Source organism: Pseudomonas sp. UM16 (genome assembly GCF_050312595.1).
GTDB lineage: Bacteria > Pseudomonadota > Gammaproteobacteria > Pseudomonadales > Pseudomonadaceae > Aquipseudomonas.
Window position 1 is genome coordinate 312,422 of record NZ_JBNPJT010000003.1, and the last position, 25,891, is coordinate 338,312.

General features: G+C 60.9%; 18 protein-coding genes. 14 read left to right on the plus strand and 4 right to left on the minus strand.

The window, feature by feature from the left end:
• Positions 1-4 precede the first annotated feature (4 nt).
• From ACQRAX_RS05100 to ACQRAX_RS05125, 6 genes are all read left to right on the plus strand, one after another.
• The gene (locus ACQRAX_RS05100) at positions 5-1,015 is read left to right on the plus strand and encodes a polysaccharide deacetylase family protein (RefSeq protein WP_412039135.1); all 1,011 of its coding nucleotides are present in this window, start codon (positions 5-7) and stop codon (positions 1,013-1,015) included.
• Positions 1,012-2,316, plus strand: a complete 1,305-nt coding sequence (locus tag ACQRAX_RS05105) for an oligosaccharide flippase family protein (RefSeq protein WP_412039134.1) — start codon at positions 1,012-1,014, stop codon at positions 2,314-2,316. Before ACQRAX_RS05100 ends, ACQRAX_RS05105 begins: the two co-directional genes overlap by 4 nt.
• Before the next feature lie 94 nt (positions 2,317-2,410).
• Complete coding sequence (locus ACQRAX_RS05110; protein WP_412039133.1) at positions 2,411-3,100, plus strand: GNAT family N-acetyltransferase; 690 nt, start codon at positions 2,411-2,413, stop codon at positions 3,098-3,100.
• 4 nt (positions 3,101-3,104) lie between these two features.
• A complete protein-coding gene (locus ACQRAX_RS05115) occupies positions 3,105-4,280 on the plus strand; it encodes a GNAT family N-acetyltransferase (RefSeq protein ID WP_412039132.1) in 1,176 nt (391 codons plus the stop codon).
• A complete protein-coding gene (locus tag ACQRAX_RS05120; protein WP_412039131.1) occupies positions 4,252-5,049 on the plus strand; it encodes a ChbG/HpnK family deacetylase in 798 nt (265 codons plus the stop codon). Before ACQRAX_RS05115 ends, ACQRAX_RS05120 begins: the two co-directional genes overlap by 29 nt.
• Positions 5,050-5,179: 130 nt before the next feature.
• Positions 5,180-8,962 (plus strand): dermonecrotic toxin domain-containing protein, encoded by a 3,783-nt coding sequence (locus tag ACQRAX_RS05125; protein WP_412039130.1) that lies wholly within the window; start codon positions 5,180-5,182, stop codon positions 8,960-8,962.
• Positions 8,963-8,980: 18 nt separating this feature from the next.
• Here the strand turns inward: ACQRAX_RS05125 and ACQRAX_RS05130 are convergent, their stop codons facing one another.
• Positions 8,981-11,221, minus strand: coding sequence for a putative bifunctional diguanylate cyclase/phosphodiesterase (locus tag ACQRAX_RS05130; protein WP_412039129.1), 2,241 nt, complete (start codon positions 11,219-11,221; stop codon positions 8,981-8,983).
• Between the two features lie 139 nt (positions 11,222-11,360).
• On the opposite strand from ACQRAX_RS05130, the gene ACQRAX_RS05135 reads away from it, so the two are divergent.
• From ACQRAX_RS05135 to ACQRAX_RS05150, 4 genes are all read left to right on the plus strand, one after another.
• On the plus strand, positions 11,361-12,980 hold the full coding sequence (locus tag ACQRAX_RS05135) for an NADP-dependent glyceraldehyde-3-phosphate dehydrogenase (RefSeq protein ID WP_412039128.1): 1,620 nt from the start codon (positions 11,361-11,363) through the stop codon (positions 12,978-12,980).
• Positions 12,981-13,087: 107 nt separating this feature from the next.
• Complete coding sequence (locus ACQRAX_RS05140) at positions 13,088-13,555, plus strand: VOC family protein (RefSeq protein WP_412039127.1); 468 nt, start codon at positions 13,088-13,090, stop codon at positions 13,553-13,555.
• A gap of 88 nt (positions 13,556-13,643) precedes the next feature.
• Positions 13,644-14,837, plus strand: a complete 1,194-nt coding sequence (locus tag ACQRAX_RS05145) for a hypothetical protein (protein ID WP_412039126.1) — start codon at positions 13,644-13,646, stop codon at positions 14,835-14,837.
• 99 nt (positions 14,838-14,936) lie between these two features.
• Positions 14,937-15,242 carry a hypothetical protein gene (locus ACQRAX_RS05150; RefSeq protein WP_412039125.1) on the plus strand — a complete coding sequence of 102 codons (306 nt, stop codon included), beginning with the start codon at positions 14,937-14,939 and terminating at the stop codon, positions 15,240-15,242.
• 6 nt (positions 15,243-15,248) lie between these two features.
• Here the strand turns inward: ACQRAX_RS05150 and ACQRAX_RS05155 are convergent, their stop codons facing one another.
• The 3 genes from ACQRAX_RS05155 to ACQRAX_RS05165 form a co-directional block, all read right to left on the minus strand.
• The gene (locus ACQRAX_RS05155) at positions 15,249-16,676 is read right to left on the minus strand and encodes a sigma-54-dependent transcriptional regulator (RefSeq protein ID WP_412039124.1); all 1,428 of its coding nucleotides are present in this window, start codon (positions 16,674-16,676) and stop codon (positions 15,249-15,251) included.
• Positions 16,645-18,141, minus strand: coding sequence for a sensor histidine kinase (locus ACQRAX_RS05160; protein ID WP_412039123.1), 1,497 nt, complete (start codon positions 18,139-18,141; stop codon positions 16,645-16,647). The genes ACQRAX_RS05155 and ACQRAX_RS05160 overlap by 32 nt, the downstream gene beginning before the upstream one ends.
• Before the next feature lie 244 nt (positions 18,142-18,385).
• Positions 18,386-19,855, minus strand: a complete 1,470-nt coding sequence (locus ACQRAX_RS05165) for a sensor histidine kinase (protein ID WP_412039122.1) — start codon at positions 19,853-19,855, stop codon at positions 18,386-18,388.
• A 238-nt stretch (positions 19,856-20,093) separates the two neighbouring features.
• Between ACQRAX_RS05165 and ACQRAX_RS05170 the strand changes: the two genes are divergently transcribed.
• From ACQRAX_RS05170 to ACQRAX_RS05185, 4 genes are read left to right on the plus strand one after another with little or no spacing between them, the layout of a single operon-like run.
• Positions 20,094-21,440: a hypothetical protein gene (locus ACQRAX_RS05170; RefSeq protein WP_412039121.1), complete on the plus strand. Its 1,347-nt coding sequence runs from the start codon at positions 20,094-20,096 to the stop codon at positions 21,438-21,440.
• A 35-nt stretch (positions 21,441-21,475) separates the two neighbouring features.
• Positions 21,476-23,707 carry an Ig-like domain-containing protein gene (locus ACQRAX_RS05175; RefSeq protein WP_412039120.1) on the plus strand — a complete coding sequence of 744 codons (2,232 nt, stop codon included), beginning with the start codon at positions 21,476-21,478 and terminating at the stop codon, positions 23,705-23,707.
• 18 nt (positions 23,708-23,725) lie between these two features.
• Positions 23,726-24,199: a curlin gene (locus ACQRAX_RS05180; RefSeq protein ID WP_412039119.1), complete on the plus strand. Its 474-nt coding sequence runs from the start codon at positions 23,726-23,728 to the stop codon at positions 24,197-24,199.
• A gap of 17 nt (positions 24,200-24,216) precedes the next feature.
• Complete coding sequence (locus ACQRAX_RS05185) at positions 24,217-25,662, plus strand: curlin (protein ID WP_412039118.1); 1,446 nt, start codon at positions 24,217-24,219, stop codon at positions 25,660-25,662.
• The last annotated feature ends 229 nt before the right edge of the window (positions 25,663-25,891 follow it).

Sequence of the window (25,891 nt, forward strand, 5' to 3'; positions counted from 1 at the left end):
TGACATGCCGATCAAGACCAGTCTCAAGCGTGCCAGCGGTTGGTTGTACCTCAACTCACCCAAGGGCCGCAGCCAACTGCGCGGTGCCGGGGTGATCCTCATGCTGCACCGGGTGCTGGCCGACGACAGCAGTGCAGCCCTGCCCCATCGCAATGAACTGTGCGTCGGCCCCGAGGCATTCGAACGCCTGTTGCGCTGGTTGCAGCGCCACTTTGACTGCGTGCACCTGATGGACCTGCTCCACACCCACCAGCACCCCAGAAGCAACAGCCGTCCCAAAGTCGCCCTGACCTTCGATGATGGCTGGCGCGACAACGCGGTGCATGCCTTTCCGCTGCTGCAGCAGTACCAGGTCCCCGCAAGTATCTTTCTGTCCACCGATTTTATCGGCAGTCGCCAGCGCTTCTGGTGGGAAAGCCTGGGTGAAACCCTCTGGGGCAGCCATGGCGAAGCCCCCCGCCGGACGCTGATTGAACAACTGCGTAAAATGGGCCGGCCACTGCCCGCCGCCTATTTCATGAATGAACGGCCGCATGCCCGCAGCCAGGCCCTGGCCAAATACCTGCAAAGCCTCAAGACGCTAAGCCCGCAGGCCCTGCATCTGCTGACCGATGCCTGCCCGCCGGAATCCATGCCCCAAGCCCTGGACTGGCACCAAGTGCAGCAACTGGAGAGTTCCGGGCTGATCAGTTTCGGCCCTCATGGCGCCAGCCACGCGTTGTTGCCGGGCCTTGACGACCAGCGTCTGGAAGAGGAGCTGAGCCGTAGCCACTTTGCCCTGCAACAAGGCTGCAAGCAGCCGCTGCCGGTGTACTGCTACCCCAATGGCGACCATGACGCCCGGGTTCGCGAACGCCTCGCCGCGCATCGCTACCCTTATGCCCTAAGTACTCGTGCGGGCATTTGCCAAGGCCATGACGACCCACTGGCATTGCCGCGCATCGGTGTCAGCCAACGCAATGCCAGCCGCCCCTCGCTGCTGGCCTGGCGCATCAGCCGTGGGGGGCGCTCATGAGTCGCAGCCACTATATGCGCCATCTGTTGCTGAGCATGGGCACGCGCTTGGCGATGATCGCCCTGCGCCTGCTGCGCAACGTCCTTCTGGCGCGCATCCTCGGCCCTAGCGAGCGAGGCCTGTTCGCTCTGCTCAGCACCCTGCCCGACTTGATCAGTGCCGCCACCAGCGGCGGCTTGAACACTGCCGTCGGCTATCAGGCCGCCAAGCAGCGCTCCATGGGCCTGCTGTTGACCCAGGTGTTGATCTTCGGTTGCCTGGTGGCCGGGCTGTTGACCCTGGTCTGCGTGGCCTTGGCGCGAGCGTTCGGCAGCGAACTGGAGGTGACCACGCAATTGGGGCTGCTGGCCTGGCTGCTGTTGTTGGCGGTGCCGTTGACGGTACTCAAAAGCGGTTTGCTGACCCTGCACAACGCCACCGGCGGTGTGGGTGCCTTCAACGCCTTGCGCCTGAGCGAGTCGCTGGCCCCGTTGCTGCTGTTTCTCGGGCTGTTCTGGATGTGGCACAACGCAGCGCTGGAAGCCGCGCTGATCAGTTGGCTGCTGGGCATCAGCCTGGTGGTCGTACTCGGTTTGTTCTGGCTCGGGCGTGCGCATTCGATTCGCCTGTGCTGGGACCGCAGCGGCCAGCGCGAACTGCTCAGCTACAGCGCCAAGAGCCACCCCGACGTCCTGTTCCAACAGGTGATTCTGCGCTCGGACTACCTGTTCATCAGCGCCATGCTCGGCAGTACCGCGCTGGGGCACTATGCCATGGCCAGCGCCGCCGCCGAGTTGCTGCTGATCGTCCCTGAAGCGGTCACCACACCCTTGATGAAGCGCCTGCTGCAGCAGGATGCCGGCATGGACAAGATCACCCCGCTGGCGCTGCGCCTGACCGCTACGGTCATGCTCGGCGCCTGCCTGAGCATGGCACTGATCGGTGAGTGGCTGATCGTTACCTTGTTCGGTGCCGAATACCAGCCGGCCTATCCGGCGCTACTGGCCTTGCTGCCCGGGCTGTTCGGTCTTTGCTATGCCAGCATCCTGCGCCTGGACTTACTGGGCAAGAACCGTCCCGGTACGGTGTCATTGATGATGGGCGTGGGGGCAGCGCTGAACCTTGTGCTCAATATCGTGCTGATTCCGGCCTACGGCATCGTCGGCGCCGCCATGGCCTCGTCCGTTGCCTACCTGGCGGTGACGGTGGCGATGCTATTGCTCTATTGCAAGCTCAGTGGTGTGCCGCTGTGGCAGACCCTGCTGGTGCTGCCCAGCGACTTGATCCCGCTGCGCCAGATGCTGCAACGGCGGCCGGCATGAACGGCCCGTTATCAACCGCCAGGGCAGACACTGTTTGCCTTGACCTGGAGCGCTCCACAAGGGCGCACCTCACCTGCCAAAAACAGGAGGCACCATGAGTGCTTTGAGCAAGATCCAGGACCGCATCAAGCGCAAAGGATTGCGCAATACCCTCAACGCTGGCGTGAAACGCTACCTGTTCTATCACTGGGAATTGTTGTGGATGGAACGTGACCTGGTCAGTCCGGTGCCGCCGCACAACCTCAAGCCCTACCCGCCGTTGCGCGTGGTACGCACGTCGGTGGACAACGTACAGGCATTCGCCAAGTACTTTGGCGACCGCGTCGAAACCATGCGTGAACTGGCCGCCGAAGGGCACACCGGGCTGATGTTTCTCGACGATGCCGGCGATACCGTGGCGTTTATCTGGGGCAGTTTGCGCCACTACCACGACCGCCACTTTTACGGCTGCTGGTTTCCGGTGGAGCCTGGGCAGTTCTTCGAATTCGGCGGCGAACTGACGCGCAAGTACTGGGGCACCGAGCTGTCGGTAGACCTGCAGCTGGAACTCTGGAAGGCCATGGCCGCACAAGGCTGTGACACCGTGGTGGATGTCTGTGAAACCCACAACATCCCGGCACTGAAATTACACCTGCGCATGGGCTATAAAGAACAAGGGCGGGTGATGCACGTGTATTGCCTGTTCGGACGCTGGAAGTTCTTCCGCGAAACCCGCTACAGCGACTCGCGCCTGGATGCCTTACGCAAGCCTGCGCCCCGCCCCACCACTGCCACGGCGACCTGAGCCTATGCAAATGGACTTGACCTGGTATTCCTCGCTGCGCGCCGACAACTTTCCCGCCAGCGCCTACGAGCAACTGCGCCAGCGCTTGCCTGGCAGCACCCCCTTCAACCATCTCGGCTGGCTGCAGGCGGCCGAGGCGGCATTGCCTGCTGACCAGCAATTACAGGTGCTGGTCGGTCACCATCAGGGCCAGCTATGCCTGTGCTTGCCGCTGATCCGCGGCTGCGAGCGCTTTGGCCCCCTCACGGTACAGGTGGTACGCCACCTGGGCTACCCGATGAGCGACCGTATCGCCCTGCTCGCTGACCTGCCTGCAGGGGCGGCAAAGCACGTGCTGCGGGAAATTCGACGGCACCTGCCGCATGCCTTGCTGCAACTGAACGAAGTGGTTGATGAGCTCGCCCCTCGCACGCTATTGGGGGCCTGGGCACGGCGCAGTTCGACCCATGAACAACGCCTGAGCTGTCAGGTACCGGTGCATCGCATCGTTGAACAGGACCGCCAGGAAATTAGCGGCGATCCACGCTACAAGCTGCGCCGTGCGCGCAAGCGCATTGCCGCTTGCGGTGCGCAGGTACGACGGGTGGTCCCCGACGCCAGCACCATCCACAGCCTGCTTGATGCGGTTGCCGAGGTTGAAGAACTGAGCTGGAAAGGTGATGACGAGGTCGGCATCTTCTGCGGCTCGTCCCGTCGCCAGTGGATGTACCAGGCGTTCACGGCCCTGGCTGCGCAAGGCTTGGTGCGCATGGTCCTGCTGGAACTCAATGGACGCTGCCTTAGTTACCGACTGGGGGTATTCGAGCGTGGGCGGATCTACGACTACAACCTGGCCTTCGTACCTGCCTACGCCGACCTTGGCAGTGGCCGGGTATTGCTTGAGGAATGGATTCACTGGGGCCTGGACGATGGCTGGGAGTGGGTCGATGCCTCGCGGGTGAGCCTGGAAAACTCGAGCCATCAACTGCACGAACGCATGAGTGGCCTGTGTCAGCAACATCGCCTGAGCTACTACAGCTGGCGTCCCAGCGGTATCGCGCTGGGCCTGGCCTTGCGTCTGTGGCAACGCTTCAAACCGCAGCTGCAACGCCTGCGCCGACAAAAGCCCACGCCAGCCGTTGTCGTCCCCCTTGCTAAACAGGAGAATCGCGATGCCCTCACAGGTCATAGTCAACGCTGACGATTTTGGCCTCAGTGTCCATACCAACGCGGTGATCCTCCACGCCTTCCAGGCCGGGTTGATCAGCTCAGCCACGGCCATGGCCAACATGCCGGCGTTCAAAGCCGCCTGTGTGCTCGCCCAGCAACCGGCGCTGCGCGGGCGTATCGGCTTGCACTTCAATCTGACCTATGGTCGACCGTTGAGTGAAGCGATTGCCACACAACCACGCTTTTGCGCACCCAATGGTGAGTTCGACCTGCGCCTGAAGCGCCGAACCCTGCGTCTGAGCCGCCGCGAGTGTGAGGCAGTCGAAGCGGAATTGCAGGCGCAGTGGCAGCAGTGCCTGAATCACGGCCTGATGCCCAGCCACCTGGACTCGCACCAGCATGTGCACAACATCTGGCCCGTGGCTGAAATCGTCGCTCGCTTCGCCGCCCGCGAAGGCGTTCCGGTGCGTTTGGCGCGTAATCTGGGGCACAACATCGGCCCGGCCAAGCGCCTGTTCAAGGCCCTGCTCAATCGACGCATCCGCCAACTTGCCGGGGCCACCGCCGACTTTGTCTGCACCCCTGCCGATTTACGCGCGGGGCTCGCGCCGGAACATGGCGTACTGGAAATCGTCGCCCATCCCAGCGCCTTGGGTGGCCATGATTTTGGTGATGCGTACCTGGGCACCGGAGAGTCGCTCAAGGCGCTGATCGAGCAGCGCTTGGCGGGGGTGCCGCGAGTGGGGTATGCGGTGCTGGGTAATGGGGTGGTAGCTGAATCGGCTGATCGTGCTTTTTGATAATAGCGTTTCAACCTGCAGGTTGAAGGCTTAGTGAAGACAGCGGCGCCCGCCATTAGGGTAATTATTTACCACCTTTGGCACCTGCGTCGGGCGCCTGCTGTATGCCCCTTTTGCAGGAGCACGCAGCATGTCTTTACTCATCTCGGACAATCCCCATCAGTCGCTACTGGAACAACGCCTGCCTGCCTGGGCCCGGCACGCGCAGCCAGAACACTGGCAGTCGTTGATCCACACGCAGCAACCGGCCCAGGGCGTTCCCGCAGCCGAGGCCGATTGGTTTGCCAACGCCGCTCCCGATCTGCGCGAGGCGGTACTCGCCAGTCAGGTTCGCCTGCAGCGCTCGCAACAGGTGCTGGCCCGCTCCCTGAAGGGGCTCAAGCAGATCAGTGAATTCGCCGAACCGCTGCTGGCGCAGCAGCTGGCAACTGAGTACCAATTGTCAGTCCCGCTGAACAGTAGCGAACTGATTCACATCCATCACCTCTTCACCTGGCAAACCTACGTCAGCCACCATGAACGCCGAAGCCTGCTTGAGGCCGCCTTGCACAACTTCGAAGACGACGTTGGGTTCAGCCGCGAAAGTGCTTTGGTTCTGGCCGGCGATGCGCAGGTGTCAACGTCGATCGTCATTGGCAAGACCACCCTGGGTGACAGCGAAACCTTGGTCGATGTTGAGCTGGAGTCCGAAACTTACACGATCAAGCCACTGAGCCTGTCACCCGCGGACTTCGCCCGCACCTGCCGAGCCCTGGACCTTGGCCAGCAATACCAGGCGCACCTGAGCGCCATGCTCTCCCCGCAGCAAGTCAGCACCCTGGCCATCAGGGTTCAACAGGATCGCCTGCGCCTGGCTGCGCACCTCGGCTTCCTGCGCCGCCATATCAACGGCGATGCCCTGGACAAGGTGCTGGCATTGCTCGACGCTGGCCCAGCGCTGGCCTGCAGTCAATTGCAGCTGTTCGGCATTGACCTGCACGAGGCCCTCATCCTTGACCTGCAAGGGGCGGGCCTGCTGCTGCACTTACCTGGCCACGCCACGTCGCTGCGCCAGTTCTCGGACCTGTCCGCACTGCATCAGCAGTTACGCGATGACTTGCTGCAGGGGAATTTCCGCCAACAATTCCTGGCCTACATTCCGCGCGATCAGCAGGCGGTGTTCCTTGACCGCCTGCACCAGAACCTCGATGCCGGCGGCGCATCGCGCAACGACCAGGACTGGCCGTTGCGTGACGGCGCGGACCTGCACCTGGTGCAGGTTGCCATCGAAGACGAGCTGTTTAAGTTCTTGCACCAAGACCATATTACCCGGCTCAAAACCGAAGCCAGAGCGCTTGCGGTGCCGACCGCCGATGCCGACGAGCAAGCGCGCAAGCGGCGCTTGGCGCAATGGCAGAGCCTTGGTCTGAACACGCTGATGCTGGCCGGGATGTTCGTCCCAGGCGTCGGCACGCTGATGACGGCAGTGGTGGTCTATCAGTTGCTCGATGAGGTGTATGAAGGCTACCAGGCCTGGAGCGTCGGCGATCGTCAGCTAGCGCTACGTCATTTGGCCGCCGTTGGACTGAACCTGGCACTGATTGGCGGCTTGCACGTGGCCGGCAAGGTCGTACCGAAACTGTTCAACAGCCCGTTGATGGAAGGCCTGGACGAGGTCCGCCTGGACGACAACAGCCATCGTTTGTGGCAGCCTGACCTGACGCCATACCGTAGCCCCGCGGTGATTCCCGACGGTCTGAGCGCCAATCCCCTGGGCCAGTACCTGCATCAGGACAGCTACTTTATCCGTATCGACGGCCAGCTCTATGAACAACGCTTTGACAGTGAACGCCAACAGTGGCGAATCGTTCATCCTGACACCCCCAAGACCTGGCAACCGCCGCTGGAACACAATGGCGAAGGCGCCTGGCGCGGCGTGCATGAGCAACCGCAGTTGTGGGATCTGCCCACCTTGGTACGGCGCCTTGATCCGTCCTTCAGCGACTTCAGTAACGAGGATCTGCGCCTGGCCACACAGATCAGCGCCGTCAGCGAAACACGGTTGCGCCAGGTTCATCTCGGCGGACAAGCTACCCCACCACAGCTTCGCGACACACTGGAGCGTCTAGCTGCCGTACGCAAGTCCCCTTCCGGCGTCGAAGAGGTCGTACAGGATGCGCACAGCCTGCAATTAACTGAAACCTACCCCCACTTGGATGCACCGCTGGCGCGCACGCTGTTGAAGCGTTTGCAAGCCGATGAACTTCGCGCCTGGCAATCCGGCAAGCCACTGCCCACTTGGTTTCAACACACCGCCCAGCAAGTCAACGACGGGTTGCCCATGGCACGAGCCCTTGAAGGCCTGCATGTGCCGGGATTAAATAGCGCGCACAGCGATCATTTGTTGTTCGCGTGCTTGGACCGACTCCCTGGATGGTCCCCAAAGGTCCGCCTGGAGCTACGCGGCGGCAACCCGCAAGGCCCACTGCTGGCCTCGGCCGGTGCAGAAGCGGCCACACAACGCTGCCTAGTGATCAAATCGAGCCAAGGCTACGAAGCCTATTTGGGCGAGCGTCCAGCTGCGCCCCGGTGTGATCACGACCTCAGTCGCGCAGTACTCGACGCGCTGCCCGCTGAACGCCGCCAAGCCCTGGTCGCAGACACGGGCACCATAGGATTACGTCAGCAGGTTCAAGCCCTGGCTGACCACTCGCGCACGGATCTGGCTCGCCGCCTTTGGGGCTACAAGGCGCCCACCTGGGGCCCGGCCGGTCGGTTGCGCGGGGGCACGGATCAACCTTTCGAATTCCCCGCCATTTCGCCTCTACGTACCTCGTTAACCGCCCGCTACCGCCGTCTCTTTCCAGCGGCCAGCGACGAGGAAATAGAGTCGACACTGAGCCGCTGGCGTCGCAACCTGCAAATGCCAGAAATCGAATTGCGGACACTCGAAGCTCGCTTGCAGGACCTACGCCGCGACCTGGCGACCTGGGCGCAAGGCTCCACTGCACGTCAGCGGGCAACCCAGCCGATCATCAACGCCTGGCGGCGCAATGCCCCTTACACCCTGACCAACGGCGAAACCATCCAGCGCCTGGACCTGGCCTACCTCGGCTTGGAGGACCAAGACCTGGCCAGCCTGACGTTACCCGACGATTTCCAACATGTCTTTGACCTTAACTTGTCTGGTAACCGGCAACTGAGCCAGGTTCCGTTCAACCTGATCAGCCGATTTACAGGCCTGCAAAGGCTGCAACTGGGTAACTGTCGCTTCGATCACATCCCTCATCTGATCAACGCCCCCGCATTGGCATGGCTCGACCTGCAGTACAATCGTCTGACCTGGGACGCGTGGGCACAGGTTGCGCTTGAACGCATGCCGAACTTGAGTGTGCTCGACCTCTCGGATAACCCACTGCTTCAAGCTCCTGATCTGAGCAGGCTCCATAACCTGCGTTCAGTCTTTATCAGCAACGCTAGCCTGACGCAGTTACCTGCCGGCCTCGCGGGCATGAACAACCCACTGGCCATTGACCTGTCCAACAATCAGTTCATCACCTTACCGAACAACTTCACCGTACCGACAAGGGTCGGCGAGGTTATGTCGCTGGAAAGCGAGTGGTTGAGCCCGCAGATACGTTTGCAGATTGCGGCCTATTACGATACCCACGGCATCGACCTGTTGGTTGACGACAGCGACTACGAGGCGCTGTTGCAAAATACTGACAACCACCAACAGCAGATATGGAACCGCTTGCCGCTGCACTACCGCCACGGACTTCGTGAGATCCCGGAGCTGGAAATTTACCTGGACTATCCGCAGCAGACACGCGCTGAACTATGGCGACGCCTGGCACTGATGGATACCGACAACACCTTCCGTCAGCGCGCATTGGCACGACCTGCCAGCGAACTGCTCGAACTCACACTTTAAGCCCAGACGACGGGCCTGCTAGTTGTTCAGCAGGCTCCGTCGCTCGAGGTGCGCCTGTAACCAGCTCTGAAACACCTGCGCCGGCATCGGCCGCCCCATCAGGAAGCCCTGACCCTGATCACAGCCTGCGCTGCGCAGAAAATCGTACTGCGCCTGGGTTTCGATGCCTTCGGCAGTGATGCGAAAACCCAAGGCATGGCCCAGGTCGATGATGGCCCGGGTAATGGCCACCGCGTCATCATCGGCGGGCAAGTCATTGATGAAGGCGCGGTCGATCTTCAAGTGGTCGATGGGCAGCGACTTGAGGTAAGCCAGCGACGAGTAACCCGTACCGAAGTCATCCACGGCGGTCACCACGCCCAATGCCTGTAGTTGCGCGAGTACCGCGCAGGCCTGCTGTTGGCTTTCCATCAGTAGGCTTTCGGTAATTTCCACCTCCAGCAAGGTCGGCGCAAGGTCGTAGCGTTTTAGGCTACGCGTCAGGCTGGCGATGTAGTCGCTACGCTCGATTTGCAAGGCGGCGACATTGATTGCCAACGGACCAGGCAGACAATCACTTGCACGCCAGGCCGCCAGTTGCGCGCAGGCGAGCTCCAGAACCTTCTCACCCAAGGGAATAATCAACCCGGTCCGCTCGGCAAGCGGAATAAACTGCGCCGGTGACACCAGGCCATACTCAGGATCGCGCCAGCGCAGCAGTGCTTCGGCGCCTTCAACACGACCACTGAAGAGGTCGATCTTGGGTTGATACCAGAGCTCAAATTCGTTGTTCTTGAGCGCCCGGCGCAGGTTGCGCTCCAGACATAGGCGCTCTTGCAGGCGCAGGGTCATGTCTGGGTGGTACAAGCGCCAGGCATTGCGCCCGCTTTCCTTGGCTGCATACATAGCGGTGTCGGCATGGCGCAACAGGCGGTCGCTGGACTCGCCATGCTCAGGGCACCAGGCCAGACCGATACTGCCGGTGACCAGGGCCGCGTTACCACTGAGATCAAAAGGCAACTGTAAGGTGTGCAGCAGCGTCTGAACCCGTTCAATACACGTTTGCTCAGCCCCCATGAGGACAAAGGCAAACTCGTCACCGCCCAAGCGGCAAAGGCTGTCCAGCCCTTCTAACACCTGCTCGAAACGCGCAGTAGCCTGTTGCAGCAGTAGATCACCCATGGGATGTCCCAGGCTGTCGTTGACCTGTTTGAAACCGTCGATATCCAGTACCAGCACCGCCAAACGCTCGTCGCGATTGATCGCCGCTTGCAGGCGCTGATTGAACAGCACACGGTTCGGCAAGCCGGTAATCGCGTCGTAATGCGCCAGACGTTCCAGTTGCGCCTGGGATTGCTTGAGTTCGCGATTGCGCTGGTTGATCAGGTGGTTGCTGCGGTTGAGCTGAGCCACAAATACACTGAACAGCCCAGTACAGGTCAAGGCAAACAGGAACAAGGGTGAGGCGAACAGGCTCATTGACGGCCAGCCACCCAACGGGCTCGCCGCCAATTGCCAGAGCCCGCCCGGCACGTCGACATTGACTGTCACTGCGTGATTATCAAACAGTGCCGGGTCGCCCCAGATCATTCCTCCCGCTGAGCCCTGGCCATCGGCACCCCGCAGCGCCAGTTCAAAACCTGGGTCCAGGTCCAGGCCCGCAGCACTGAGCAAGTGATCGATATCGGCGACGATCGAGACATTGCCCCAATACAGCTTCACGCCCTTGTGCCCTTTGAGGAACACCGGCCGCCGATAAATCAGCCCGCGCCCGCCCTGGTACAGCTGCACCGGGCCGGCCAGCACGGGGCTGTAATGGTCTCGGGCACGTTGCAGCATGGGGTATTGGTCTGGCAGGTGCCGATAGTCGACGCCGATCATGCTCTGGTTGCCCTTGAGCGGGTACACATCGGCAATCACATCGCCAGGCGCCACGGAGATATGCCGAATATGCGGCACCGAGGCGATCGCCTGGCGAGCCATGTCATGAAAATGCTCGGGACTGATATCACCGTCAGCACTGAGTAACTGGGCAATGCCTTCGGTTTCGCCGAACGCCGAGCGTAATTGCGCTTCGAGGGCGGCGCGCACGCCGGACAACCGCGCCCCGGCATTAGCCACCAGTTCGCTTTCCTGACGCTGCACGTCCAGACGGCCGAGCGCTACCGACAGGCTGATGCCAATCAGTGCAAAGCCAATGGGCAACAGGCGATTGAGGGTGGTGCCAAGGGTTTTCGGCAGGACCAGTTTGTCATCAAGGGCAAGGATTCTTGTGCTCATAGGTCCGTAATTCGCATCGGATTAATGCTTTATCGGCGCCGTGGGCGCAATGTTGAGTGAGGCTGGCTTTTTTTAGCGGGCTGGCGTTATGCTCGGACTGAAACGTTTCACCCATTACAGACAAAGAGGTGCTGCGCCCATGGACCGTCTGCTCGATTCGCTGTTTCCCACCGCCAACGAGATCCCCGAGGCCTATCGCCTTGGTGACCCACTGGTGCAACGCGAGTACCTGGTCAACGGCCAGTTGCAGCGCTGGGATGGCCCGCTGGCCACGGTACGCAGCCCGGTTTGGCTCAAGGCCGGGGACACCGAGCAGCAGGTGATCCTCGGCAATACCCCACTGCTTGATGCCGACACCGCCCTCACCGCGCTGGACGCCGCTGTTCACGCTTATGACAAGGGCCGCGGCGCCTGGCCGACCCTGCGCGTGGCCGAGCGTATCCAGCACGTCGAAACCTTTCTCGGCAAGATGCGTGAGCAACGCGAGGCGGTGGTCAAACTGCTGATGTGGGAAATCGGCAAGAACCTCAAGGATTCAGAGAAAGAGTTCGACCGTACCTGCGACTACATCGTCGACACCATCAATGCCCTCAAGGAACTTGATCGGCGCTCCAGCCGTTTCGAGCTCGAACAAGACACCCTTGGTCAGATCCGTCGCGCGCCGCTGGGCGTGGCGCTGTGCATGGGCCCCTACAACTACCCGTTGAACGAAACCTTCACCACCCTGATCCCGGCCCTGATCATGGGCAACACCGTGGTGTTCAAGCCGGCCAAGTTTGGCGTGCTGCTGATCCGGCCGTTGCTCGAAGCGTTCCGCGACAGCTTCCCCGCTGGGGTAATCAACGTCATCTATGGCCGCGGCCGCGAGACCGTCAGCGCACTGATGGCCAGCGGCAAGATCGATGTGTTCGCCTTTATCGGCACCAATAAAGCCGCCAGCGACCTGAAAAAACTTCACCCACGCCCCCACCGCTTGCGCGCGGCCCTAGGCCTGGATGCGAAAAACCCGGGGATCGTGCTGCCCGAGGTTGATCTGGATAACGCCGTCAACGAAGCGGTTACAGGGGCCTTGTCATTCAACGGCCAACGCTGCACGGCACTGAAAATCCTTTTCGTGCATGAGGACGTGGTAAGCAGCTTTCTCGAAAAATTCCAGCGCAAGTTGTCCGCGCTCAAGCCCGGTATGCCCTGGGAGCCGGGGGTAAGCCTGACGCCACTCCCCGAAGCGGGCAAAATCGACTACCTCAATGGCCTGGTTACCGACGCGCTGGAAAAGGGCGCTCGCGTGCTCAACGAAGGCGGTGGTGTCAGCCACGGCTCGTTCTTCTACCCCGCCCTGCTCTACCCGGTCAGTGCGCAGATGCGTGTATATCAGGAAGAACAGTTCGGCCCGGTAGTGCCAGTGGTACCGTACCGCGACCTGCAGACCGTTATCGACTATGTGCTTGACTCTGACTTCGGTCAGCAACTGAGCATCTTCGGCACCAACCCGGCCGAGGTCGGGCGTCTGGTCGACACCTTCGCCAACCAGGTCGGGCGGATCAACCTTAACGCTCAGTGCCAGCGCGGCCCGGACACCTACCCGTTCAATGGCCGCAAGAACTCCGCCGAAGGCACCCTGTCGGTTCACGATGCGCTGCGTGTGTTTTCGATCCGCACCCTGGTGGCGACCAAGTACCAGGAGAGCAACAAGCAACTGATCAGCGAGATCATCCGTAACCGTGACTCAAGCTTTTTGACCACCGATTACATTTTCTGACGCCGTTTGTCCTGCGCCGCCGATTTTGATTTGCCCAATGGCCGAAACTGTACAAATATACAGTTTCGCGCCATCCACTCTGCGGCGCGCTAAGGAGGATCTATAAAATGGCCGTCAAACCAATCCCCGAAGGACAACACACCATCACCCCGTACCTGGGTATCAAAGATGCCGCCAAAGCCATCGACTTCTACAAGGCTGCATTCGGTGCGGTAGAAATGTTCCGCCTCGAAAGCCCCGATGGGCGTGTGGGTCATGCTGAGCTGAAAATCGGCGATTCATCGCTGATGCTCGCTGATCCCTGCGACATGGACGGTGGCCTGGTCAGCAGTCAATCGCTCGGTGGCGCCGCGATTGGCCTGCACTTGTATGTCGACGATGTCGATGCCCGCTACGCCCAGGCCATCAAGGCTGGTGCCACTCAGGTCAGGGCTGTGGAAAATCAGTTCTACGGTGACCGCAGCGGCACCTTGAAAGACCCGTTCGGCAATCTCTGGTTCGTCTCGTCCCATGTCGAGGACGTCTCGGTGGACGAAATCCGCGCCCGGGCCGCCAAGTTGTTTGGCGGGCAGTAATCTTCATGTATCCCGGTTGGTCGGCCATGGCCGTCAGCCGGGCTTTGCATTAAGGTGGCAGGCACAGGAAGGCTGGCCAGGAAAGTCCATGCGAATCATTGAAAAAAACGCGGCGTTGGTGCGTACCCTCACGCCTGCCGAAGATGAGCTGCTGAGCAGCTTTGTCCAGGGCAACCTGACCGGTCCACGTCTGTTGCAGGCCAACCAGCTGCTACTCAAGATCCGCGCAGCCGGTCATTGGCTGGCGTGCGATTGCCAGCCACGGGCGATGCCGATTCTCAACGTCAACCTCAATGGCAACACCGGCACCCTGTTTCTCAAGAACAACCCCGGCACCGCCGAGCACGCCACAGACTGCGCCTTCATCAAGGACGAGCGCGAGGCAGGCCGTGCAGAGGATGCCGACGTCCTGCCAGCAGCCTGGCTCCCTCCAGACACGCCGTTGCGCCTGATCGGCGATTTTCGTCGCGCCGCCCCTGGCAGTGCTGGCGAAAGCAACGACAGCGCCGACAAACGTGAACAGCATCGCCTGCTGTCCTTGCTGCTGACGCTGATTGAAGCCGGCGGCTTGAACGTGTATGCCTCATACCTGAAAAAGGACCTGACCGGCCAATTTGCCGAATTGCGTAGCGTTGCCAGCCGTTACCCCTTGATCGAACGGGTGCCCGCCAGCAACTACCTGGAAACCCGCCTGGACATGAAGCACATGATGATGCTCAAGGCGAAGCTGCGAGACTCCAGCGCCTTTGGCAATCACCGCCGTTATGGCTTGTTACTCGACTGCGTCAGCCAGATCAAGTCACGCAAGGTTTACAACGAGCGCAGCGAAGACGGCTTCGACTTCCAGGGTCACCATTTGCTCTGGGGTGGTAGCAAGACACCGGGGCCGTTGCTGGCTCTGGCCATCTACTCACCGGCCAGTGCGGGCAGTCATTTCTACGAATTGATACATGTTGCCAGCGTCCCGGTACTGTCGCGCGGGCAGCTGTTTCCGGTGTACCGCGACGAGGAGCGCGAGCCACTGAAGATGCTCATCTCGGTAATCGACTGGATGGCCAGCAAAGGCGTGCGGGTGATCATGCGCCGTCCGGTGATTGGCGGCCAGGGCATGGATGCGCTGGTGCTCAGTTCCGACCAGGACCGGGTGCTGTCGGTATCGCTGACGGCGCAACCGCTAGGTCCGGAACCTGAAGGCGAAACCTTCAAACGCTACGCCGACTTCAAGAGCCTGGACACCTTTCGCAAATATGTAGCCGGCTTCTTTATGCGCGGCCGCGAATAAAACAGCCAAGCGAGCAAACACCGCTGGTCGTCTGCATCGCACCCAAGGCAACGTCAAAGGCCCAACGTCAGGAATCCTCATGAAAAAAGGAGTTTGACCATGACCCGTCCAGCCTTCGCCGTCCTGCTCTTCACTGCGTTGCTCGGCACCCAGGCCATGGCCGGCAGTACCGGCCCGACCAATCCCAACCCCGATACGGCCCCAGCGACACCGGCGTTGCCGGGGGTCAATACCGGGACCAACCCTACGCCGCCCACCCTTCCTGATGGCAGTGACCCACGGACCCAGGGCAACGACAACGGTCGTCAAGGCGGTGCCGACACCGATGGCACACGTCGGGAGCCAATGGAAGGGACCCGACCACAGACCGGTAGTGAAGGCGATGGCAAGGCGGACAGTAACTGACAGTCCCTACCACTGCCGCTTGTCCGGCCGCATTAGCCCCAACTTCTCGATGCGGTAGCGCAACATATCCCGGCTCAGGCCCAACAGCCGGGCTGACTTGGTGACATTCCAGTCGGTCCGGTCAAGCATCTTGCGCACCATCTCCCGCTCCACCTCTGGCAGGTTGGTAGAAATCGGTCCCTCGCCATTGCCATGACTCTCATGGAACACCGGTGCCGGCACTTCAAAAGGTTCATCCACCAGGCTCATGCACACATTGAGCTGATGCGGAGCAATTTCCTCGGTAGGCGCCAGCAACACTGTCTGTTCGAGCATGTTACGCAGTTCGCGAACGTTGCCCGGCCAACTGTAGTTGAGCAGCAACTCCTCGGTTTCAGGGCTGAAGTAAAGCTGCGACTTACCATAGCGCTTGCCATGCAGGGCCAGAAAGTGCCGGGCCAGCAGCAGAATATCTTCACCGCGGGCATACAACCTGGGGACCTTGATCGATATGATGCGCAGGCGAAAGAACAGGTCGCGGCGAAACTTGCCTTGTTGCACCATCTGCTCAAGGTTGCAGTTGGTGGCGCTGATGATGCGCAAGTCGACCTTGCGTTCCTTCACTGCACCAATGCGGCGAATTGTCCGGTCTTCGAGCAACTTGAGCAGCTTGGCCTGTAACAGCAGGTCCATCTCGCCGATCTCATCGAGGAACAGCGTGCCGCCATCGGCGGCCTCAACCAGGCCTACCCGTCGATCCTTGGCATCGGTGAATGCGCCCTTCTCATGGCCAAACAGTTCGGCCTCCAGCAGGTTGGCCGGGATCGACGCGCAGTTGAACTCGATAAACGGCCCTTTGCTGCGTGCACCGTCAAAATGCAGGGCGCGGGCAACCAATTCCTTGCCTGTACCGGTCTCACCTTCCACCAGCACTGGCGGCAGGTCGCCGCTGGACATCCGCCGTTCGGCATCGAGCAGTTGCTTGAGTGTGTGTTTGAGCCCAAGCATGGCCGGCGACTCGCCAATCAACGACTGGCCACCGGATTTCTGCGCTTCACGCTCCTGATAGAACGACAGCGTCCGCTCCATGCGCTCAGTGGCCAGGGCCTTGTCGAGCATCAGCTTGAGCTCGGCCAGCACCACCGGCTTGGTCAAATAGTGAAAGGCGCCCTCCTTCATTGCCAGCACGGCGTCTTCAACGTTGCCGTAGCCGGTCATCATGATCACCTTGAGCTCCGGCGCACGTACGGCCAATGCCTTGATCAGCTCATGGCCATTCATGCCCGGCAGCGAGTTGTCGGTCAACACCGCATCGGGTTGACACTGCTGCAACTGTTCCAGCGCTTGCTCGGCGCTGTGGCAAACGGTGACTTCGAAGCCTTTACGCTCCAGATAGGTCTGGATGTTTTCCGCGAGGATTTCATCATCCTCCACCACCAGGATGCTGTGCTCCATGGACCCCTCCCGCTGCAACATTGAATATCAGGCAAACGCGAGTTCCTTCTTCTTCGCGGCTGGTCAGGCTGACCGCACCGCCGAAACGCTCCATTATTCGTTTGACCAACACCAGGCCGACACCCAGACCGCCCTGCTTAGTGGTGAAAAAAGGTTTGAAGACCATGCGCTCCTGCTGCTGGCTCATGCCCTTGCCGGTATCACTCAAGGTTAGCTGGATCTTGCCTTCAGCTGTCAGTTCCAACACCTCCAACGTCAACCGGCCACCGCCGGGCATCGCTTCCAGCGCATTGGAGAACAGACTGTTGAGGATTTGCGTGAGCAGTACCGGCTGACTCACCACCAACGCCGTCGGTGGCGTACTGACCTGCAAGTGCACCTTGTTGCGTTCAGTTTGCTGGGCAAAGGCGCTGCAGGTGTCTTCAATTGCTGCAATCAAGTCAACGGCTTCGGCATCGTCCTTCAACGGCCGCAACGACACCAGCAGCTCGCGCACCCAGCGCGACATACGGTCGACCTGATTGATGATGTCGCTGATGTTTTTCTGCGAGCGGTCGCTGGCGATCTCCTGGGCCAGCTCTGCGCTGGAGCGTATGGTCGCCAGCGGGTTTCGCAAACTGTGGGCCACCGCCGACGACATTTCGCCCAGGGCGACAAAGGTTTCGCTGGCCACCAGTTTGCTCTGCTGGGTGTGCAACAGGCTGGCGGCGCGGCGCACAATCCAGAACAAGCCAAAGTAAATCAGCGCGCCACCGAGTAACGTCGAGGTCCAGATCAGCACATAGCCGCGCTGGATGCGCCGTACCAGATCCTGCGGTTCCTTGTAGACCTCAACCATCGACAGCACCTTGCTGCCACTTTCATCGAACATGGGAATGTAGTTTTCGATGAACAGGTACTGCGGTTCCCGTTGGAACTTCTGTTCTTCGCGGCCCTCATCGGCCTTGTGATAACTGGCCGAGACCGGTACCTGCGAATTGAACGACTCATCGAGGTCGTCATCGCCAACAATCTTCTGCCCAATCAACAAAGGATTGGTCGACCAGACAATGGTCCGGTCCTGGGCATAGACATTGGTCAGCAGCGTGTCGGGCAGGTGCTCGACGTGGTCGAGAAACTCGATACGCGTGGACGCTGCCAGGTCAGCGCTGATCCCCGGGTGCTGGTGATCCAGACGCGGGTCGAGCAATTGCGCCATGGTCGTGCCCGGTGGGATCCGCGAATGGCGCACTTCAGCCTGGGCCATGGCCTGGATAAACTGGGCGGTGAGCATGGCATCGCGCTCGACGCTGTCGTTGACCACAAACTGCGTCGAAACATAGCCAAGGCCCACCGCCACCGAGGCAATGATCAACAGGCTGACCAGCGAAAACCAACGCAGCAAATTGAATTCGCGCAAGGTCCGCTCGGGTGAATCCGGGGTGGGTTGGCCCTCATCGGCCACTTTTTTGTTCAGCACCTGCATCGATCGATCCTGGCGGGCTGTTTTTTCTTACAACTTATAGCCCAGCCAGGTGACGGCGTTGCACAACAATACTAATGGTCAGTCGCCCAGTGATAGTATTTTGCCTCTACGGAACGATACCCTCCCCTGCAGCCGTTACACGCGCCTGCTCCCCTTGGCGCACGGCCTCCTGCTGGTTCAGCGGCAGGTTTGGCATGGCGATTCGTTTGAATGTCGAAGCGCTCAGCAGTACTCGAGGAAAAATTTAGCCCTGCGATGCGCCGCGGGCCACGCGGAAACTCAAGCGCACACAGGTGCCCCGGCCTTCGCGACTGCTCATGCGCACCGTGCCACCGAAGCGCTCCATGATGCGTTTGACCAGTACCAGCCCTACCCCCAGGCCTCCCTGCTTGGTGGTGTAGAACGGCCGAAAGGCCATGCGCTGTTGCTCCTCAGTCATGCCCTTGCCACTGTCACACAGGCGCAAGGTCATGGTGTTGCGGTTCTTCTGAACCTGCTCTATGCGCAAGGTCCCGCCTTCACTCATGGCTTCCAGGGCATTGACAATCAGGCTGTTGAAAATCTGCCCGAGCAAGCTGGGTTGGCTGAGCACCCGTACATCACTCAAAGCGTCGAGCCTGACCTCAATGCCCTGGCGTTTGAGCTGCCGGGTAAAAGCCAGCAGGCTGTCCTGTAGCACCCGTTCCAGTTCCACGGCTTGGGCCTCGTCATTGAGCGGGCGCAAGGATTGCAACAGTTCTCGAACCCAGTGCGACATGCGATCGACCTGATTGATGATGTCGCCGATGTTCTTCTGCGCCGGCCCCTCCTCGATCTCCTGGGCCAGTTCGGCACTCGAGCGAATGCTGGCAAGGGGGTTACGCAAACTGTGCGCGACCGCCGAAGACATCTCACCCAGCGCAACGAAGGTCTCGTTGCTGATCAGACGTTTCTGCTGCTGCTGCAGATGGCGATTGGCACGGTACATCAACCAGTACAGCCCGCCGTACACTAGGGTCGCCCCCAGGGCCACGGCCATCCAGATCATCAGCAGGCCGTGCTCGATGCGCACAATAAGATCTCGTGGTTCCTTGTAGATTTCGACCATGGCCGTGACGTTGACACCCTCGGCATCGAACAACGGAATGTAGTTCTCGATAAACAAATGCTCAGGCGGGGTGATGAACTTCTGCTCGCTGCGGGCCTGATCGACATTGTGGTAACTGGCCGAGACCCGCACCTTGTCATCGAAAGCGCGATCAAGGTCGTCGTCCGACTGAATCATCCGCCCGACCAATGCCGGGTTACTCGACCAGATCACCATGCGGTCCGGGGCATAGATGTTGGCCAACAACATGTCGGGCAAATGGGCAATATGATCAAGGAACTCGCCACGGGCATCGCGGCGCGCCTGCGGATTGACTTCGGGATAGCTCTGATCCAGGCGCGGATCAAGCAACTCCCCCATGGTACGGACATTAGGAATGGACACATGACGCACTTCCGCCAGGGCAATCGACTGGATAAATTGCGCGGTGAGCAGCGCGTCACGCTCAACACTTTCATTGATCACGAAACGGCTGGAAATCAGCCCGAGCCCGACGGCCACCGAGAGGATGATCGCCAGGCTGACAAAGGCGTACCAGCGCAGCAGGTTGAACGGCCGTTTGGCCGACATTTCGCTGCGTGCGGTTTCTTCAATAACGGGCAAATCCAGGCGTGACTGCAGGGCCATGGCGAACTCCCGGAAGATGGCTTCTTAGGTTATAGCCCAGTTACCTTCGGTTGCCCCGCAGGCTTCCCCCAATTGTCCCCAACCCTGGGTCATCGCCCCCGGCAGAGCGCGTCTCGATAAAGCTCGAAAAGCCTCTGTAAGCCTTGCCCCAAAAGACTTTCATCAATGTGGTATGGAACTTGCCAAACCTTGAGCAGACGACCCAAGCCCATGGGCCCGATTGCAAGAGGGAAGACTCATGCACCGTCCAACGCCACACCCACTGGCTTTGCTGGTCCTGGCCAGCTTGACCCAGGCAACGGCCCAGGCCGCGCTGTACGACGTAGACCCCGGCCCCTACACGCCGGAAACTGGCGGCTTCGCCGCCTGGTACCAGGACACACACGGCCGGGTCCTTGACCTGTGCTTATCGAAAGCGGTCAGCTCACGGGTGGCGGGGGCGCCTGGGGCGCCCTCGTACATGTGTACGCTGATTCCAGCACCAGGGGTGTTCGATGACACCAAACCGGTCAGCTTTCCCACCAACTACCCCGACGAGACCTTCTGGTTTTCGGCCGATGCAGCGATTGTCGACGCTGCCCGGGGTATCGATTTGAGCTACGGCACCGCCATCGAAGCGGCGTTTGCCGCCGAAGAAGTGGTCGAAGGCGACCAGGTCAGCTTCGCCCGGGTGCGTATCCGGGTCGATGTACCGACTGCTGGCACCTACATCGTCACCCACCCCTACGGTGTCGAAGTATTCGACGTACCGGTGGCCGGACGGCGGGCGATCAATATGACCCGCGACATCGGTATCGGCGGCCAGAAAACCTACACCGGCGCGCTCAAAGGCGACGTCGGCCCGTTCCTGCGTGGTGTCGGTGGTCCCTACACCGAGACCAACCCGCAGACCGGTGCCAGCGAACGCTACATCGGCGACCCAAACCTCAATGAGGCGGTTACCGGCAGCCCGTTCAACACCAACTTCGTGCGCATCGAAGGGCCCAATGGTCTGGACCTGCGCACCACACTGTTCTCGGTGTCCGGCAAGCTTTCCGAAGTGGTGCGACCCACCCCGGTGATCGCCCAGCGCAGCACCTACTCGCGCCACAGCGAAAACGGCGACCTGCGTGCCCAGCAGGATGTCTTCGTCCAGGCCCCGCCTCCGCCCGGCACTGCGACCCTGGTCAGCCAGACGCCCAACCTGAACCTCACCGAAGCCAACAGCACCGGCGCCTGGTATGCACAATCGGCGCTCAATCCAGCGCTGCCACTGAAGCTGCAGGTGACTGCCGACAACAGCCTGGCGATCCCCAGCAGCACACCCACCACCGTCAACCTGCCGCTGACTGACCTGGTCGTGATCCAGCGTGCCGAGTTCAGCCTGGCCGGCGGACAACTGACCCTGGTCGCCTCGACCAGTGACGAAACCAGCCCGCCGGTGCTCAGCGCCCACACCGGCAACGGCGCCCCAATCGGCACCCTGAGCGGCAATGGCGCGGTCAAGACGCTCAGCACCGGGCTTTCGCCTATCCCGCCAGCCACGGTCACGGTGTCCAGTGCCAACGGCGGTAGCGACAGCGAAGAAGTGGTGCTCGTGCCATGAACATCATCTCGCCACGTCCCGTAGCAGGAGGCAGCATGAATAATTGGCCACGCCTGGCGCTCTGCGCAGCTGGGCTTTCCCTGACGCTGACCGGCACTGCCTGGGCCGGCCTTAAAGCGGTCGATCCGGGCCCCTATACCCTGGCCACCGGGCGTTACCCGATGTGGTACCAGGACCACAACGACCTGTCGATGGAGCTGTGCCAATCAAGAGCGGCCAGCTCACGAGTGCCGATTTCGGTGCCACCGGCCTACATGTGCACCCTGCTGCCCGAGCCCGGCATCTACGATGACGCCCTGCCCCTGGTATTCCCGGACAACTGGCCGCCGGAGATGTTCTGGTACCTGGCCGAGACCGAGATTCCGCAAGTGGGCAACAGCGGTTATGAGCTGGAAGTGTATGTCGCCGGTATCGAAGCGGCGTTTGCCAGCGAGAACCCGGTCGATGGCGACCAGCAGAGTTTTGCCCGGATCCGTCTGCGCGTTTCGGTTCCGCAGGCCGGTACCTATGTCATCACCCACCCCTATGGTGTCGAAACGGTCAACGTCACTACCCCAGGGCGACGCGCGATCAACATCACTCGCGACATCGGCATCGGCGCACCGGGCGTTTTCAGTGGCGTACTGAACGGCGCCCTCGGCCCGTTCCTGCGCGGTGCCGGTGGCCCTTACACCGAGATCAACCCGGATACCGGCGCCAGCGAAACCTTCATTGGTGACCCGAACATTACTGAAGCCGTACTCGGTAGCCCATTCAACACCAACTTCGTGCGTATACAGGGTCCGGCTGGCACCATCCAGACCAATTTGTTCACCGTATCTGGCAAGGTGCTTGACCCACGCGAGCAAGTTGCTGCGGAGCTTGAGCGTGCCAGCTACCGGCGTACCGCTGAAGGTACTCGCGTGGAGGTTTTCGCCAAGGCCCCGAACAGCGCCACCCTGTGTTTCCGCGAAACCCTGGCACTGGTACCCGGCACCTCGCCTTCACCCTGCCAATTCAACTTGCTGACCGACAACAACGGGCTGTTCTTCGCCGAACACCTGAGCAATGCCGCGCCACCGCCGGTAATCGTCGTGACCGCGACCGATCCGACCGGTGCCACCCGCCCCACCGCGCTATCGCGCAAACTCAGTGATGTGGTCAAGGTCAGCACCGCGCGCTATGACTGGGTCAATAAACGCCTACGGATCGAAGCCAGCTCCAGTGACGAAGTGCAGGTGCCAGACCTGGTTGCCCAGGGGTACGGTCGTCTGTCCAAGGCCGGCACCCTGCAAAGCCTGACGGTCAACGATGTGGCCCAGCCTCCGGCTACGGTCACAATCAAGTCCGCCGCCGGTGGCAGCGATACAGAAGCCGTTGTGGTGGTCGGCAATGCGCCGGTCGAAGCCGAGAACCAGGCACCACTGACCCAATCGGATCTGGGTAGCACCAGCTTCGGTGTGCCTCTGAGCCTGAACCTGCTGGCTAACGACAGCGACCCGGACAACAATGTGCCGCTGAGCATCGTTGACCTCACCCAACCGGCCACAGGCCAAGGCACGGTCGCCCTCAGTGGCAGCGCTACTGTGCTCTACACACCACCTGCGGTAGTCAACGCCCCGATGGCCGCTACCTTCACCTACCGTGCCCAGGACAATAAAGGGCTGAAGTCGGCGGTGACGACAGTGACGGTCAACGTCGCTCCCAACCAGGTGCCAACGGCCGTCAACGACACTGCCGCAACGCTGGGTGTCGCCCTGCCGATCAACGTCCTGGCCAACGATACCGATCCGGAAGGCAACGTCCCTCTGGCAATCGCCAGTGTGACCCAGCCCGCCGGTGGTCGCGGCACAGTGACCACTGACGGCAACCTGGTCACCTATACCCCGCCGGCCACCATCACAGCGGCCTTCACTACCACCTTCACCTACATCGCCCGCGACAGCCTCGGCGCCTTGTCGGCACCGGCCACGGTCACCGTGCAGGTCTCGCCACGGCCGGCGGCGGAAACCTTCGCCGTCACCACCGCGTCCGTTACCGCGCGCTCCAACAACCGCTTCAACTGGGATATCTCCGGTACTTCGTCGGTAACCACCGGCAACACCATCACCGTCCAGGTCACCACCCCGACCGGGCTGGTCACTCTGGGCAGCACCGCCGTACCGCTGACCGGACGCTGGCGGCTGACAGTGAGCAACAGCACCACCGTGGTACCGACAGCAACACCGTCGGCGACCATCCGCAGTAGCCAGGGCACCGTCCGTACCGTGCCGGTCACCGTGCAGTAGAACCCGGGAGAGATGACCATGGCGCGCCTGACCACCTTGCTGCTTTGCCTGACCTTGATCGGTCAGGCCGCCTTGGCCGACGACCTGATGGATAACGCCGACCTCGGCCCCGATCGGGACCTGGGTGAACCGCTGTCGATGCAACCGTTGCCGGTCAGCGCCGGGCAACAGGCGCAGATCGAGCAAAACGGTCAAGCCAACCGCGCCGCTATCGGCCAGGACGGTCAGGCCCTGCTGGGCCGCATCGTGCAGGCAGGTGGCGCGCAGGAGGCGTACATCCTGCAGCAAGGCAATGACCTGATGGCCACCATCCACCAACAAGGCTATGGCAACAGCGCCTCGATCGCTCAGAGCGGCAGCAACAACCGCGCGAACATCGAGCAATACGGCAACAGCAACAGCGCCAGCATCGTCCAGGCCGGCTCGGGACTGCAGAGTTCCGTGGTCCAGGCCGGTAACGGTCAGCGTGTGCAGGTCAACCAATACCGTTAAAACCTGGAGGCACCACCATGTTCAAGCTCGCTCCCATAAGCGCCGCCATTGTGCTGGCCCTTGCCGGTCAGGTGATGGCCGATGACAGCCAGTCAACCCAGAACCAATCCGGCACCGAGAACATCGCTGAGGTCAAGCAAACCGCTGCCGCCTTCAGCACCACCACCCAGAACCAGACCGGTACCGGCAACAACCATGCGGCCTTCCAGCAAGGCGGCAACAGCCAGATTCAACAGGATGCGGTGGGTGACTACAACGCCGGCTACGCCGAGCAACTGTTCGAAGTGGGCAGCCAGATCAACCAGCAAACCGCCGGAGCCCTGAACAACACCCATGCCAGCCAGTCTCTGGGCACTGAAAACCTGTCTGAGCAGACCCAGGAAGGCTCAGGTAACTTCTCCTTCGTCTACCAGGACAGCCAGACTGGTAGCCAAGGTTCTACACAGCAGTATGGCAACGATAACCGCGCCTTCGTCGAGCAACTCAACAGCGGCGCGGCCAACAACGCTCTGAGCATCCAGAACGGTACCGACAACTACAGCGCTGCCGAACACATCAGCCACAACGACGGCCAGATCGGCATCTATCAGACCGGTGAAAGCAACTGGGCCTATGGCGACCAACGCGAGGGCCAGGGTGGCGTCGTCACCATTACCCAGAGTGGCACAGGTAACTCCACCGAAGTCTGGCAGGACACCCAGGCCGGTAGCCAGGCCACCGTGACTCAATATGGTTCGACCAACGAGGGGGTCATCGACCAGAGCTTTGGCGAAAGCAACCTGGCAATTCTCTACCAGGCTGGCGATCTCAACGCTGCTTATGCCGACCAGTATGAGTCGATGGGGTCACTGTCGACCTTGACCCAGTCAGGCTCCGGTAACGTCAGCTTTACCTACCAGAGCGGCGAGAATCATGTGCTGGAGGTCAACTCCAATGGCATCGGCAACAAGGTACTGGCCAGTAACTGGAAGGGTGACAAGACCGGGGGCCAGTTCGGCAACGGCCAACGTGCTGAGATCAATCAGAACGGTAGCAGCAACAGCGCCAACTTCACCCAGGACGGTGTGGCTCAACTGACGCGCCTGAATCAGAACGGTGACGGCAATACCGCTGAAATGGTTCAAGTCGACAGCAACAACGAGCTGTACTTCGAACAGAACGGCAGTGACAACCTGTTGATCGCTGATCAGCGCGGCACCAACAACTATGCCACCGGTACCAGTACCGGTGAGACCAACAGCATCAAGCTGGAGCAGTCCGGCAGTGGCAATCAAAGCTCTACCTGGCAGCTGTACGGCGACAACAACAGTGCCAGCATCAAGCAGGCCGACGGGGTCAATGTGGCTTACGTGACTCAAGGCGGCTCCTATAACCAGGCGATGGTTGATCAGAGCGGGGCAAGCATGACTGCGACCATTCAGCAGTTTGGCGCGGGTAACCAGGCTACGGTGTTGCAGCAGTAATTGACGTTTGGCGATTCTCTCTGTGTTTTGGCCGTAACTACCGATGGGGGTAGTTGCGGTCTTTTTTTGGGCGAGGCGCCAGCCCCCCTGAAATCACTGCCCCCCTTCCCACTAATATTTTATTTCTCCCCTACCCCCCTTTACACGCAAATGCTAATCCTTATCATTCTCGACGCCGTGAGCGAGACCTGCCTATGCAGCCCATTGCTCACCCCTTGTCCCAGGAGAG

Coding starts and splice junctions, on each gene's coding strand:
- ACQRAX_RS05100 (WP_412039135.1), top strand. CDS start 5: ATGCCGATCAAGACCAGTCTCAAGCGTGCCAGCGGTTGGTTGTACCTC.
- ACQRAX_RS05105 (WP_412039134.1), top strand. CDS start 1,012: ATGAGTCGCAGCCACTATATGCGCCATCTGTTGCTGAGCATGGGCACG.
- ACQRAX_RS05110 (WP_412039133.1), top strand. CDS start 2,411: ATGAGTGCTTTGAGCAAGATCCAGGACCGCATCAAGCGCAAAGGATTG.
- ACQRAX_RS05115 (WP_412039132.1), top strand. CDS start 3,105: ATGCAAATGGACTTGACCTGGTATTCCTCGCTGCGCGCCGACAACTTT.
- ACQRAX_RS05120 (WP_412039131.1), top strand. CDS start 4,252: ATGCCCTCACAGGTCATAGTCAACGCTGACGATTTTGGCCTCAGTGTC.
- ACQRAX_RS05125 (WP_412039130.1), top strand. CDS start 5,180: ATGTCTTTACTCATCTCGGACAATCCCCATCAGTCGCTACTGGAACAA.
- ACQRAX_RS05130 (WP_412039129.1), bottom strand. CDS start 11,221: ATGAGCACAAGAATCCTTGCCCTTGATGACAAACTGGTCCTGCCGAAA.
- ACQRAX_RS05135 (WP_412039128.1), top strand. CDS start 11,361: ATGGACCGTCTGCTCGATTCGCTGTTTCCCACCGCCAACGAGATCCCC.
- ACQRAX_RS05140 (WP_412039127.1), top strand. CDS start 13,088: ATGGCCGTCAAACCAATCCCCGAAGGACAACACACCATCACCCCGTAC.
- ACQRAX_RS05145 (WP_412039126.1), top strand. CDS start 13,644: ATGCGAATCATTGAAAAAAACGCGGCGTTGGTGCGTACCCTCACGCCT.
- ACQRAX_RS05150 (WP_412039125.1), top strand. CDS start 14,937: ATGACCCGTCCAGCCTTCGCCGTCCTGCTCTTCACTGCGTTGCTCGGC.
- ACQRAX_RS05155 (WP_412039124.1), bottom strand. CDS start 16,676: ATGGAGCACAGCATCCTGGTGGTGGAGGATGATGAAATCCTCGCGGAA.
- ACQRAX_RS05160 (WP_412039123.1), bottom strand. CDS start 18,141: ATGCAGGTGCTGAACAAAAAAGTGGCCGATGAGGGCCAACCCACCCCG.
- ACQRAX_RS05165 (WP_412039122.1), bottom strand. CDS start 19,855: ATGGCCCTGCAGTCACGCCTGGATTTGCCCGTTATTGAAGAAACCGCA.
- ACQRAX_RS05170 (WP_412039121.1), top strand. CDS start 20,094: ATGCACCGTCCAACGCCACACCCACTGGCTTTGCTGGTCCTGGCCAGC.
- ACQRAX_RS05175 (WP_412039120.1), top strand. CDS start 21,476: ATGAATAATTGGCCACGCCTGGCGCTCTGCGCAGCTGGGCTTTCCCTG.
- ACQRAX_RS05180 (WP_412039119.1), top strand. CDS start 23,726: ATGGCGCGCCTGACCACCTTGCTGCTTTGCCTGACCTTGATCGGTCAG.
- ACQRAX_RS05185 (WP_412039118.1), top strand. CDS start 24,217: ATGTTCAAGCTCGCTCCCATAAGCGCCGCCATTGTGCTGGCCCTTGCC.